The organism is Aeromonas sp. TS_SC_11, assembly GCF_057318915.1.
Map to the genome: position 1 here is coordinate 1,317,064 of NZ_CM170470.1, position 12,343 is coordinate 1,329,406.

General features: G+C 61.3%; 9 protein-coding genes. 3 read left to right on the forward strand and 6 right to left on the reverse strand.

Annotated features, from left to right (window positions below; all coding sequences use genetic code 11):
- Nucleotides 1-63: 63 nt before the first annotated feature.
- The 6 genes from bacA to galE all read right to left on the reverse strand — a co-directional run bounded on the left by bacA (nucleotide 64) and on the right by galE (nucleotide 6,606).
- Complete coding sequence (gene bacA, locus AC1P02_RS06210; protein WP_005318402.1) at nucleotides 64-879, reverse strand: undecaprenyl-diphosphate phosphatase; 816 nt, start codon at nucleotides 877-879, stop codon at nucleotides 64-66.
- A 271-nt stretch (nucleotides 880-1,150) separates the two neighbouring features.
- Entirely contained in the window at nucleotides 1,151-2,146 is a 996-nt protein-coding gene (locus AC1P02_RS06215) for an aldo/keto reductase (protein ID WP_485184574.1), read from the reverse strand.
- A 182-nt stretch (nucleotides 2,147-2,328) separates the two neighbouring features.
- The gene (gene galM / locus AC1P02_RS06220) at nucleotides 2,329-3,309 is read right to left on the reverse strand and encodes a galactose-1-epimerase (RefSeq protein WP_485184576.1); all 981 of its coding nucleotides are present in this window, start codon (nucleotides 3,307-3,309) and stop codon (nucleotides 2,329-2,331) included.
- A complete protein-coding gene (gene galK, locus AC1P02_RS06225) occupies nucleotides 3,306-4,454 on the reverse strand; it encodes a galactokinase (RefSeq protein WP_485184578.1) in 1,149 nt (382 codons plus the stop codon). Before galK ends, galM begins: the two co-directional genes overlap by 4 nt.
- A complete protein-coding gene (locus AC1P02_RS06230) occupies nucleotides 4,451-5,509 on the reverse strand; it encodes a UDP-glucose--hexose-1-phosphate uridylyltransferase (RefSeq protein WP_485185429.1) in 1,059 nt (352 codons plus the stop codon). Before AC1P02_RS06230 ends, galK begins: the two co-directional genes overlap by 4 nt.
- Before the next feature lie 83 nt (nucleotides 5,510-5,592).
- Nucleotides 5,593-6,606 (reverse strand): UDP-glucose 4-epimerase GalE, encoded by a 1,014-nt coding sequence (gene galE, locus AC1P02_RS06235; RefSeq protein WP_485184580.1) that lies wholly within the window; start codon nucleotides 6,604-6,606, stop codon nucleotides 5,593-5,595.
- A 204-nt stretch (nucleotides 6,607-6,810) separates the two neighbouring features.
- On the opposite strand from galE, the gene AC1P02_RS06240 reads away from it, so the two are divergent.
- The 3 genes from AC1P02_RS06240 (at nucleotide 6,811) to mglB (ending at nucleotide 12,332) form a co-directional block, all read left to right on the forward strand.
- The gene (locus AC1P02_RS06240; RefSeq protein ID WP_011898254.1) at nucleotides 6,811-7,815 is read left to right on the forward strand and encodes a substrate-binding domain-containing protein; all 1,005 of its coding nucleotides are present in this window, start codon (nucleotides 6,811-6,813) and stop codon (nucleotides 7,813-7,815) included.
- A gap of 218 nt (nucleotides 7,816-8,033) precedes the next feature.
- Nucleotides 8,034-11,111 carry a beta-galactosidase gene (locus AC1P02_RS06245; RefSeq protein WP_485184583.1) on the forward strand — a complete coding sequence of 1,026 codons (3,078 nt, stop codon included), beginning with the start codon at nucleotides 8,034-8,036 and terminating at the stop codon, nucleotides 11,109-11,111.
- Nucleotides 11,112-11,345: 234 nt separating this feature from the next.
- The gene (gene mglB, locus AC1P02_RS06250) at nucleotides 11,346-12,332 is read left to right on the forward strand and encodes a galactose/glucose ABC transporter substrate-binding protein MglB (RefSeq protein ID WP_005318413.1); all 987 of its coding nucleotides are present in this window, start codon (nucleotides 11,346-11,348) and stop codon (nucleotides 12,330-12,332) included.
- Nucleotides 12,333-12,343 lie beyond the last annotated feature (11 nt).

Here is a 12,343-nt window from a genome sequence, read left to right on the forward strand (position 1 = left end):
GGTGGGGCAGCAATAGAAAAAGGGACCGAAAGGTCCCTTTTTCATTCGGCTATTTGCCTGTCATCAGGCAACAAACACCAGGTAGACGGCGAAGGCCACGATGAAGCGGTAGATGGCGAACGGGATGAAGTCGAGGCGACGGATCAGCGCCAGGAAGGTCTTGATGGCAATCATGGCGACCACGAAGGCAGTGATGAACCCCACCGCAAACATGGGAAAGTCGGCCATGGAGAGGAGGTCGCGGCTCTTGTAGAGATCCAGCCCGCTTGCCGCCACCATCATGGGCACCGCCAGAATGAAGGAGAACTCGGCAGCTGCCTGACGGCTGATCCCCATCAGCATGCCGCCGCTGATGGTGGCACCGGAGCGGGAGAAACCGGGCCAGAGTGCCAGACACTGGAACAGACCTATGCCGAACGCCTGCTTGTAGCTGATGTCATCCAGGGTCTCGGAGCGTACCGTCGGACGAAACTTCTCGGCGATGATCAGCAAGATGCCGCCGGCAACCAGGGCGTACATCACGGTTTCCGGTCCGAACAGGTTGGCCTTGATCCAGCTGTGAATTCCCAAGCCGATGATCACGGCGGGCAGCATGCCGAGGATGATGTGCACCAGGGAGAGGGTGGCGTGATCCTGAGGTGGTTTCTGGCCAAAGTGGATGCCAATCAAGCCAAACAGGCGGCGCCAGAAGACGGCCACGACAGCGAGAATGGAGCCCATCTGGATCACCACTTCGAAGGTGGCGGCCTTGGGCCCTTCGAAGCCCAGCAGGTGGCCGACGATGATCATGTGGCCGGTCGAGGAAACGGGCAGAAACTCGGTCAGGCCCTCTACTATGCCCAGCACAAAGGCGACAAACAGGGCGTAAGACTCTGTCATGGTTCAGATCTCTTGGTTGATTGGTCCGGATAAGGTCAACCCCGAGCTGGGTCGGGGTGGCCAATGATGGAGGAAAACCGGGCAGGCAACCAGAAAATATTGGGGCGCTGTGAGGGGCTGTCGTCATACTGGGTTGCCAGATCCCACCCTGCTCCTCCCTTGTCAGGGGAGGGGGCCCGTCTCTCGGGGAAGGTGCCGTCGTCACGTCCTTCTTGTCCACGCCGATGCAGCAGTGGCTCCTCCCCCTTGCAAGAGCGGCGGCGGGAAAGGGTCAGGCCAGGGTCGTCTCTATCTGCCGTTGCAACGGCTCATCCAGCGGGGGTAAGGCGAGGGCATCGACAGCGTTCACTATCTGCTCGGGGCTGCTGGCGCCAATCAGGGCGCAGCTCACCACGGGATCGCGCAGCACCCACTGCAGCGCCAGTTGTGACAGATCCTGTCCTCGCTGCTGCGCCAGGGTGTGCAGGGCCCGGATCCTGGCCAGCTTGTCCGGAGTGATCTGTTCCGGCTTGAGAAAGGGGCTACCGCTGGCGGCACGGGAATCCGCCGGTATGCCCGTCAGATAACGGTTGCTGAGCAGGCCGCCAGCCAGTGGCGAAAAGGCCACCACTCCCACGCCTTTCTCGCGGCAGACCGGCAGGGTTTCGGCCTCTATTTCCCGCTGGAACAGGGAGTATTTGAGCTGATTGACCAGGCAGGGGGTCCCTAGTTCGGCCAGCCGGTTCGCCGCCCGGGCGGCCAGTTCGGCCGGATAGTTGGAAAGACCGACATAGAGCGCCTTGCCCTGACGCACCATGAGCGCCAGTGCCTGGCAGGTTTCCTCCAGCGGGGTGCGGGGATCCGGCCTGTGGTGATAGAAGATGTCCAGGTAGTCGAGTCCGAGCCGGCGCAGACTCTGGTGCAGGCTGGCAAACAGATACTTGGCGCTGCCGCCGTCGCCGTAAGGGCCGTCCCACATCACATAACCCGCCTTGCTGGCGATGATCAGCTCGTCTCTGTAGGGGGCCAGACTACCTTTGATCACGCGGCCGAAGGTGGTCTCGGCGGAGCCGGGGGGCGGCCCGTAGTTGTTGGCCAGATCGAAGTGGGTGATGCCCAGATCGAATGCCTGATGCACCATGGCCTTCACCCTGGCGGGATCGCTGCCCTCGCCGAAGTTGTGCCACAGCCCCAGCCCTATGCTGGGCAGGCGCAGGCCGTGGCGGCCGACGGATCGATAGGGTTGGTGCTGGTAACGGTCGGGGGCTGCTAGGTAGTTGTCATCCATAAAGACTCCTGAATCGGCTCGATAACTGTCAGTGTGCTGTCATGCCCGGTGTCGTTGGCCAAAGCGCCCACCCTTGCCGGAAGAAAGGGCGCACACAAAGCGCTTCCCTGACAGAGGGGGGGTCAGCAGGTTCCTCCCCTGACAGAGGGGAGGTCGGGAGAATGACGCCACCAGCACCTGTTTTAGTCTGCGGGGATAAAACGGTAACGGGTCTGGTGATGATAGTGCTGGCCCGGCAGCAGCCAGGGATCACCTAGCGCTGGCCGGTTGGGACTGTCCGGCAGCTGCTGCGCTTCAAGGCAGAAGCCGTCGTAATCCTGATGGGGCTGACCGTTGCGGTTCGGCGTGTTGGCCAGCCAGTTGCCGGTGTAGAACTGCAACGAAGGCTGGTTGGTATAGACCTCCATCGTCAGCTGTTTATCCCCCGACACCACCTGCGCTGCTCGCCCCTGTTCAGGACCATTGAGGAGAAAAGCGTGATCGTACCCCTTGGCCTGCCGTTGCTGGGGGTGGCTCAGCCAATCCAGGCCCATGGGGCGTGCAACCCGCAGATCGAAGGGACCTTCCACTGGCACAATGGTCAGCGGAAGGCCGCTGCCGTCGGTAGGCAGGAAGTAGTCGGCATTGAGACTGATGGCATGGTCGCGCACATCGCCGCCCTTGCTGCCCCCATCCAGATTGAAATAGGCGTGGCTGGTGAGGCTGACCGGAGTAGGGGCATCTGTGCTGGCTCTGAACTCCACCACCAGGTCGTATTGTTCCAGTCGATACTCCATCGTCACCCGCAAGTTGCCGGGAAAGCCCTGATCCCCTGCCTTTGACAGCAGGACGAGTTTGACCCGATCCGACTCCTGTTCCTTGATCTGCCAGATCCTGTGATGAAACCCCTCCCGTCCACCGTGCAGGCAGTGAGGCGGTTGATTGGCATCCAGAGCCCAGTGTTGGCCATCACGCACCAGCTCTGCCCCGCCGATGCGGTTGGCAAAACGGCCTGCGACGGCGCCCAGCCACACCTGTTGTGCGGGATAGGTTTCATCGGCGCAGCCCAGCAGCACTTCACGTCTTGAGCCTGCCACCGGCAGGGTGAGGGAGGTGAGGGTGGCGCCAAAATCGAGGCCGCGCAGGCGCAGCCCTTCTTCATTTTCCAACTCGAATGGTGTCATAGCTTGCCCGCTCCTGCACTGGCGCGGCAGACATAGCTGTCGGCCTTGATGCCGAAGCGGGCCGGGTACTCGGCGTCGACGGCGGCAATCACCTCGGCGACCTGCGCCGGGCGGAGCAGGGCAACCACGCAGCCACCGAAGCCGCCGCCGGTCATCCGTACACCGCCCTCGCGGCCAAGCCTGGCTTTGATGATCTCCACCAGACCGTCGATGGGGGGCACGGTGATTTCGAAGTCATCGCGCATGGCGGCGTGGGACTCGGCCATCAGTTGGCCGAGGCGTACCAGGTCGCCGGACTCCAGCGCATCGGCGGCGGCCAGAGTACGGGTGTTGTCGCCCACCACATGGCGGGCGCGGCGGTAACAGACCTCATCCAGCCCGGCTTTGCCTGCTTCCAGTGCAGCCAAGTCCAGATCCCGCAGTGCCTTGACCCCGTAGTGGCGGGCGGCGGTTTCACACTGCTGGCGGCGGGTGTTGTACTCGCTGTCCACCAGACCGCGGCGCACGTTGGAGTTGACGATCAGCACCGCCAGGTCGGATGGCATGGGGATGAGGCGGGTTTCGAGCGAGCGGCAGTCGAGCAGCAGGGCATGATCCTGCTTGCCGCTGGCGGAGATCATTTGATCCATGATGCCGCAGTTGCAACCGACGAACTGGTTCTCCGCCTGCTGACCGTTGAGGGCAATCTCGGCCTGGCTGATGTGAAGCCCCAGCGCCTCCTTGAAAGCCTGGCCTATGGCCACTTCCAGCGAGGCGGACGATGAAAGACCTGCCCCCTGCGGCACGTTGCCCGAGACCACCAGATTGAGGCCTTGCAAGGCCTGGCCGCGCTCCTGCAGGTACTTCACCACACCGCGTACATAGTCGCTCCAGCGTTGGCTGGGGTGGTGCTCTATGGGCTGGTTCAGGTCGAACAGGTCGCGCTGGTTGTCGTAATCGGCGGCGATCACCTGCATCTGACTGTCGCTGCGCAGACCGATGGCGACACAGGTTTCGTAGTCGATGGCGCAGGGCAGTACGAAGCCGTCGTTGTAGTCGGTGTGCTCGCCGATGAGATTGACGCGGCCGGGGGCGCGCACCAGCAGGTCAGGTTGCTGTTCGAACTGCTCGACAAAAACGGCGCTGACGCGTTGGCTGGGGGTCATAGGGCCTCCTCATTGGCTTGGCTGGTGTGTTTGTAGTGGATTGGACTGAGTGCGCGAAGTCGTTCTGCCGCTTGTTCCGGCGTCAGATCGCGCTGGGTCTCTGCCAGCATCTCGAAGCCCACCATAAATTTGCGCACTGTGGCGGAGCGCAGCAGCGGCGGATAGAAGTGGGCATGGAGTTGCCAGGCCTCGGGGCAGTCTGAATGGGGCGGGGCGAAGTGCCAGCCCATGGAGTAGGGAAAGCTGCACTCGAACAGATTGTCGTAACGGCTGGTGAGCTCCTTGAGCGCCACCGCCAGATCCTGCTGCAGCTCGGGGGTGAGGCTCAGCAGGGAGGGCACATGGGTCTTGGGCAGCAGCAGAGTTTCGAACGGCCAGGCGGCCCAGAAAGGAACGACTGCCAGCCAGTGTGCTGTTTCCACTACGATGCGGCTGCGATCTGCCAGCTCCCGCTCCACATATTCGACCAGCAGCGGGCGGCCGTGCTGGGCCAGCCAGTCGCGCTGGTGCTGCTCTTCGCGGGCGATCTCGTTGGGCAGAAAGTCGCTGCCCCAGAGCTGGCCATGGGGATGGGGGTTGGAGCAGCCCATGACGGCGCCCTTGTTTTCAAACACCTGCACCCATTGCCACTGGCTCGACAGCTCGGCCACCTGTTCCATCCAGGTGGTGATCACTGCCTCTATGGCGGGCAGCGGCAGCTCGGGCAGTGTCTTGCCGTGATCCGGCGAGAAGCAGATGACCCGGCTGGTGCCGCGGGCGGCTTCCAGTTTCAGCAGGGGATCCTGGTCGCCGCGGGTGTCCGGTGTGTCTTGCATCAGGGCGGCGAAGTCGTTGGTGAAGACGAAGGTGCCCTGATAGTCCGGGTTCTTGTCGCCGGTGACGCGCTGGTTACCCGCGCAGAGGAAACAATCCGGATCGTGGGATTGGCTCGGCGCCTGACTGACCTTCTCGACCTGACCCTGCCAGGGGCGCTTGGCCCTGTGGGGGGAGACCAGCACATATTGACCGGTCAGCGGGTTGAAACGACGGTGGGGGTGATCAACCGGGTTGAACATCATCACTCCTCATTACCTGATGAAATGGATGGGGTGGCCGCCAACGGGGGCCTGGAAGAGAGGGCGAGCGGCGCTGTGCATGCTTACGCCTCGTACCCCTGTGGATTTCTGGACTGCCAGCGCCAGCTGTCGGCGCACATGGTTGCGAGATCACGGTTGGCGCGCCAGTTCAGCTCGCGCTCTGCTTTGCTCGGGTCGGCCCAGCACTCGGCGATGTCGCCAGGGCGTCTTGGTTCGATGCGGCAGGGTAGCGGTTGACCGGAAGCGGCTTCGAACGCTGCGACCATCTGCAGCACGCTCTGGCCCTGGCCCGTGCCCAGGTTGTAGATATGTACGCCGCCCTGACGGGCGCAATGTTGCAGCGCTTTGACATGTCCCTCGGCGACATCCATCACATGGATGTAATCGCGCACGCCAGTGCCATCTATGGTGGGGTAATCGTTCCCAAAGACAGAGAGACAGTCACGACGACCGATGGCGACCTGGGTCAGAAAGGGCATCAGATTGTTGGGAATACCCTGGGGATCTTCCCCCATGGTACCGGACTCGTGGGCCCCGACCGGGTTGAAGTAGCGCAGCAGCGTCATGCTCCAGTGCGGTTCGGCCCGTTGCAGATCCTCGAGGATCTCTTCGATGATCAGTTTTGATCGACCATAGGGATTGGTGGCGCTGCGGGGGAAATCTTCCCGGATGGGCGTGCTGGCCGGATCACCATAGACGGTGGCCGAGGAGCTGAAGACCAGGCTGTTGACCCCCGCGCGTTTCATCGCCTGCAGCAGGGTGAGGGTGCCAGCGAGGTTGTTTTCATAGTATTCGAGGGGAAGGCGGGTCGATTCACCGACCGCCTTGAGGGCGGCAAAATGGATCACGGCGGCTATCTGCTGTTCGGCGAAGATGCGATCCAGCAGTGCCGGGTCACGTATGTCCCCCTGATAGAAGAGGGGGGCACGCCCGCTGATGGCGGCGATGCGGGCCAGCACGCCCACCTTGCTGTTGCAGAGATTATCCACCACTACAGGCTCCATCCCAGCGGTCTGCAGGGCCAGGCAGGTGTGGCTGCCAATATAGCCGCAGCCGCCGGTGACCAGTACTTTCATCCTCTTCTCCATGCTGAAAAAAGCCTGTGAAGGAGTTTAGCCGAGCCTCTGACGAGCAAACTGTGAACTGCTTAACAAAAGCGTGTAAACGATTACACTTGCGCATGTGGTCATAAATGACACGACTTGGCTTTTTCCCCTGTCATCACTGATGATGCCCGGTATAATGGCTCCGTCTTGAACTGTGAAATAAGTGAAAACAGCATGAGTACCATCAAGGATGTCGCCCGTTTGGCCAATGTATCTGTGGCAACGGTTTCACGGGTGATGAACAACTCACCCAAGGCCAGTGCTGCTTCTCGCGAGGTGGTACAAAAAGCCATGGCCGAGTTGGGCTATACCCCCAACGCCAACGCCCGAGCACTGGTCAGCAAGACCTGTGACACCATGGGAGTGCTGGTGGGTGACGTGGCAGATCCCTTCTTCGGTGCCCTGATCAAGGGGGTCGCTGCGGTGGCGGTGGAGCAGGGATTGCACCTGCTGATGGGTAATGGTTTTCACAGGGCGCAGCAAGAGCGCGAGTCCATCGACTTGCTGATCGGCAAGCGGTGCGAGGCGCTGGTGGTACACAGCAAGGCGTTGAGTGACGAGGAGTTGATCGATTACGCCCTGCGGGTGCCCGGCATGGTGCTGATCAATCGCGATATTCCTGCCTTGAAGGGGCGCTGCATCGCTCTCAATAATCGACAGGGGGCCGCCACTGCGACCCGGCATCTGCTGGAGCTGGGCCACCGGCATATCGCTTTTCTCAGCTCGGACCACGCCATCGAGGATGCTACCTTGCGGTTGCAGGGTTACCAGGATGCGCTGACCGAGGCTGGGCTGCGCGCCGATCCCGAGCTGGTCGAGAGCGGCATGCCCAACGAGGAGGGGGGGGAGCGCGCCATGCTCAACCTGCTGGCCAAAGGGCAGCCCATCACGGCCGTGGTTGCCTACAACGATGCCATGGCTGCGGGGGCCATCTCTGTGCTGGCTGACAACGGCCTCAAGGTGCCTGAGGAGGTCTCGGTGGTGGGCTTCGATGACATCATCTACGCCCGATACTTGAGGCCCAAGCTTTCCACCATGCGTTATCCCATCGAGCTGATGGCGGCCCAGGCAGCCAAGCTGGCGTTGCAGCTGGCGGCGGGTGAAAGTGAAGCTGTGCAGAGCCGCATTTACACCCCGACGCTTATCAATCGTCACTCTGTGGCACCCGTTCGAGCCTGATCCCTCCTGTTTCCGTCAGTTTCCTGTCCCGGATCGCCTTTTTTCAGGTGGGCGATCCGGCTGCGCTCATTTTTACCTTCATTTAGCGATTTTTTACCCTGCTTTACTTAACACAATTGGTGTAATCGTTTACATCTGTGTGAGCAAGATCGCCGATCCCCAGGCAAAACTCCCCTACACTGCATAGGTTTTCAGCGTCGATGCAGGGAGAGAAAAAGATGCTCAGGGAGATAGTGGCCCGTCAGGATTGGCAGACCCAGACGATTACATCGGTGAATCGTCTGGCGGCTCATACCCCCTTGTTCAGCTGGCGCAGCGAGGCGGATGCCCGTACCGCTCTCGCCTCACCGTCACGGTTGCTGCTGGATGGCGAATGGCGTTTCTCCTTCTTCGAGGCACCGGAGTTCGTGCCTGAGCAGTGGCTAGAGCAGGATCTGGCGGATGCCTGTGCCATCTCTGTGCCCGGCAACTGGCAGCTGGATGCCGCCTATCCGGCGTCGCGTCCCGCCACTGACGGCCCCATCTACACCAATATCAAGTATCCCTTCCCCTGTGATCCGCCCCGGGTACCGGCAGACAATCCGACCGGCTGTTACTCCCGCGAGTTCGAGTTGCCCGCCGACTGGCTGGCCAGCGGCCAGACCCGCATCATCTTCGACGGGGTGGACAGCGCCTTCTACCTGTTCTGCAACGGCCGCTGGATCGGTTATTCCCAGGACAGCCGGCTGCCTGCCGAATTCGATCTGAGCCCATGCCTCAATGCCGGTCGCAACCGGTTGGCGGTGCTGGTGCTGCGCTGGTCTGATGGCTCCTATCTGGAAGATCAGGACATGTGGCGCCTCGGCGGGATTTTCCGTTCCGTCAGCCTGCTGCACAAACCCGAGCGCCATCTGATGGATGTGCGGCTGACACCCGTGCTGGATGCCTGCTATCGGGATGCTCGCCTCAAGGTGGAGTTGCAAGTCAATGAGGGCGCCGGGCTGGCGGTGGAGGCCAAGCTCTATTTCAGTGAGACGCTGATCGCCGACCGGCGCCAGCTGCTGGGCACAGGTGCCATCGACGAGAAGGGCGCTTACACAGACAGGGCCGAGCTATGGCTGGAGGTAACGGCGCCGCACAAGTGGAGCGCCGAGACGCCCCACCTTTATCGACTGACCCTGACCCTGCTGGATGAACAGGGCGAGCCCATCGAGAGCGAGGCCCATGACGTGGGCTTCCGGGCGGTGGAGATCCGTGACGGTCTGCTGCGGGTCAATGGCCAGCCTCTGCTCATTCGCGGCGCCAACCGCCACGAGCACGACGCAGCCCTGGGCCATGTGGTGACCCCTGCCGCCATGGAGCAGGATCTGCGGTTGATGAAACAACACAACTTCAACGCGGTACGCTGTTCCCACTACCCCAATCATCCTGACTTTTATCGCCTGTGCGATCGGCTCGGTCTCTACGTGGTGGACGAGGCGAACCTGGAGACTCACGGCATGGTGCCCATGGGGCGACTGGCGCAGGATCCCGCCTGGAGTGGCGCGTTTCTGGAGCGGGTCACCCGCATGGTGGCGCGCGACTTCAACCACCCCTCCATCATCATCTGGTCACTGGGCAACGAATCCGGCTATGGCCCTGCCCACGACGCCATGTATGGCTGGCTCAAGCGCAGTGATCCGAGTCGTCCGGTCCAGTACGAAGGGGGCGGGGCAGACACGGCCGCTACCGACATCATCTGCCCCATGTATGCCCGTACCCATCAGGATCAACCCTTCCCGGCCGTGCCCAAGTGGGCGCTGGCCAAGTGGATCGGCCTGCCGGGCGAGACCCGGCCACTCATCCTGTGTGAATACGCCCATGCCATGGGCAACAGCCTAGGGGGCTTTGCCCACTACTGGCAGGCGTTTCGCGATCATCCCAGGCTGCAGGGTGGTTTCGTGTGGGATTGGGTGGATCAGGGGCTCGACAAGCAGACCGGCGATGGCCGCCACTATTGGGCTTACGGCGGTGACTTCGGCGACCAGCCCAACGATCGCCAGTTCTGCTGCAACGGCCTGCTGTTTCCGGACAGGGCGCCCCATCCCGCCCTGTTCGAGGCAAAGCGGGCCCAGCAATTTTTCGAGCTGACATTGCTGAGCCAGCATCCCCTGGTGGTGGGGATCGACAGTGAATACCTGTTCCGTACCACGGATAACGAATTGCTGCGCTGGCAACTGTGCGAGAACGGCGTTGTCGTGCTGCAGGGGGAATGCCCACTCACACTCGCGCCTCGGGCCAGTGTGGCGCTGACCTTGCTGGATACGCTGCCAGCCTTTGCGGCAGGCTCCCTCGCTTGGCTGGAGCTGGCCATAGTGCAACCCGCAGCTACGGCCTGGGCCGAGCCGGATCATGAGGTGGCGCACCAGCAATTTATGCTGCCAACGCCCATGGCGATTCCGGCGGCGTTTAACCCTGCCGCGATAAGCGAGCAGCCGGATCACTGGCTTGTCTGCGCGGCTGGCAGCGAGTGGCAACTGGACAAAAGCAGCGGCCGCATCCGCAGTTGGCAGAAACATGGCCGCGAGCGGCTGCGGGAGGCCATTGCCGATCACTTCTATCGCGCGCCGCTGGACAACGACATAGGCACCAGCGAAGCGGATCACGCCGATCCCGACGCCTGGATTGCCCGTTGGGAAAGGGCAGGGCTCAACCATCTGCAGCATCGCTGTCTCGGGTTGGAGGTCAATGCTCATCAGGGCTGTGTGGTGGTAACTCACGGTTACTTCGTCAACGAGGCGCTCAAGCTATCGACCCGCTGGCAGCACAGCTTTGGCGCCGACGGTGCCATGGGACTCACCATCAGGGTGGAGGTCGCCGCAGACATGCCATCGCTGCCCCGCATCGGTGCCAGGCTCTGGCTGGATGAAGGAGTGAACCATGAGTTCAATGAGGTGAGCTGGCTGGGCCGCGGCCCCCATGAGAACTATCCGGATCGCCTGCTTGGCGCAGATCTCGGTCGCTGGCAGTTGCCTCTGACTGCTCTGCACACCCCTTATGTGTTCCCGACCGACAACGGACTGCGTTGTGAGACCCGCCAACTGTTGCTGGGGGACCTGACGTTCGAAGGGCAGTTCCACTTCAGCGTCAGTCGCTACAGTCAGCAGCAGTTGACCCTGGCGCGCCATCAGACCGATCTGGTGGCGCAGGGAGGCCTGCACCTCTGTCTCGATGGTTTTCATATGGGGGTGGGTGGCGATGATTCCTGGAGCCAGAGCGTGCGACCGGAATATTGGTTGCAGCCAGGGAGCTACTATTGGAACTGTGTTCTACGCTGAATCTGACCTGCTCATAGGTAGCGAAAAGGCACGTTCAGGTCCCCATCAAGCGGGGTTAACTTCAACTCCATGATTTTTAATGAATTTATTGCTATGTAACAGAGTGTAAGCGTTTTCATTTTGTTGCCATGATCACAGACCGACATACAACAAACTGATTACATTAGGCTGGCGCCAGTTCAATTGGTGTACAGCATTCCCTACAAAAACAGATAGAGAGATCGGAGCATAACAATGAAAAAAATCACGACAGTTGCCGCCGTACTGATGAGCCTGATGGCAGGGGCCACTGCCCATGCCGAAACCCGTTTGGGGGTTACCGTCTACAAGTACGACGACAACTTTATGGCTGTGGTACGCAAGGCCATCGAGAAGGAAGCAGCGGCAAACCCGGGTGTGGAGCTGCTGATGAATGACTCCCAGAATGACCAGTCCAAGCAGAACGATCAGATCGACGTGCTGCTGGCCAAGGGCGTGAAGGCCCTGGCGATCAACCTGGTTGACCCGGCGGCTGCCCCTGTCGTGATTGAGAAGGCCCGTGGCGAAGATATTCCGGTCGTCTTCTACAACAAGGAGCCGAGCACTGCCGATCTGGCCAGCTATGAGAAGGCTTACTACGTGGGTACCGACTCCAAGGAGTCAGGCATCATTCAGGGTCAGCTGATCGCCAAACACTGGAAAGCCCATCCCGAGTGGGATCTGAACAAGGATGGCGTCATCCAGTTCGTGCTGCTCAAGGGCGAGCCGGGCCACCCGGATGCCGAAGCCCGCACCTCCTACGTCGTCAAGACCCTGAACGATGGCGGTCTCAAGACGGAGCAGCTGCACATGGATACAGGTATGTGGGATACCGCCATGGCCAAGGACAAGATGGATGCCTGGATCTCCGGCCCCAACGCCAACAAGATTGAAGTGGTCATCGCCAACAACGACGGCATGGCGATGGGCGCCGTCGAGTCACTGAAAGCCCAGGGCAAGACCGCCATTCCGGTGTTCGGCGTCGATGCGCTGCCCGAGGCGTTGGCCATGGTCAAGAGCGGTGCCATGGCGGGTACAGTGCTGAACGATGCAGCCAACCAGGCCAAGGCCACCTTCGAGCTGACCAAGAATCTGGCTGAAGGCAAGCCGGCCGGTGAAGGTACCCAGTGGACTATCGTCGACAAGGTCGTACGTGTTGCCTACGTGGGTGTGGATAAAGACAACCTGTCTCAATTCGAGTAACTCCCTCCTCC

Excerpts from the sequence above, each read along its gene's own strand:
- galE (WP_485184580.1), bottom strand. The coding sequence starts at position 6,606 with ATGAAAGTACTGGTCACCGGCGGCTGCGGCTATATTGGCAGCCACACC.
- galM (WP_485184576.1), bottom strand. The coding sequence starts at position 3,309 with ATGACACCATTCGAGTTGGAAAATGAAGAAGGGCTGCGCCTGCGCGGC.
- AC1P02_RS06230 (WP_485185429.1), bottom strand. The coding sequence starts at position 5,509 with ATGTTCAACCCGGTTGATCACCCCCACCGTCGTTTCAACCCGCTGACC.
- AC1P02_RS06245 (WP_485184583.1), top strand. The coding sequence starts at position 8,034 with ATGCTCAGGGAGATAGTGGCCCGTCAGGATTGGCAGACCCAGACGATT.
- bacA (WP_005318402.1), bottom strand. The coding sequence starts at position 879 with ATGACAGAGTCTTACGCCCTGTTTGTCGCCTTTGTGCTGGGCATAGTA.
- AC1P02_RS06240 (WP_011898254.1), top strand. The coding sequence starts at position 6,811 with ATGAGTACCATCAAGGATGTCGCCCGTTTGGCCAATGTATCTGTGGCA.
- mglB (WP_005318413.1), top strand. The coding sequence starts at position 11,346 with ATGAAAAAAATCACGACAGTTGCCGCCGTACTGATGAGCCTGATGGCA.
- galK (WP_485184578.1), bottom strand. The coding sequence starts at position 4,454 with ATGACCCCCAGCCAACGCGTCAGCGCCGTTTTTGTCGAGCAGTTCGAA.
- AC1P02_RS06215 (WP_485184574.1), bottom strand. The coding sequence starts at position 2,146 with ATGGATGACAACTACCTAGCAGCCCCCGACCGTTACCAGCACCAACCC.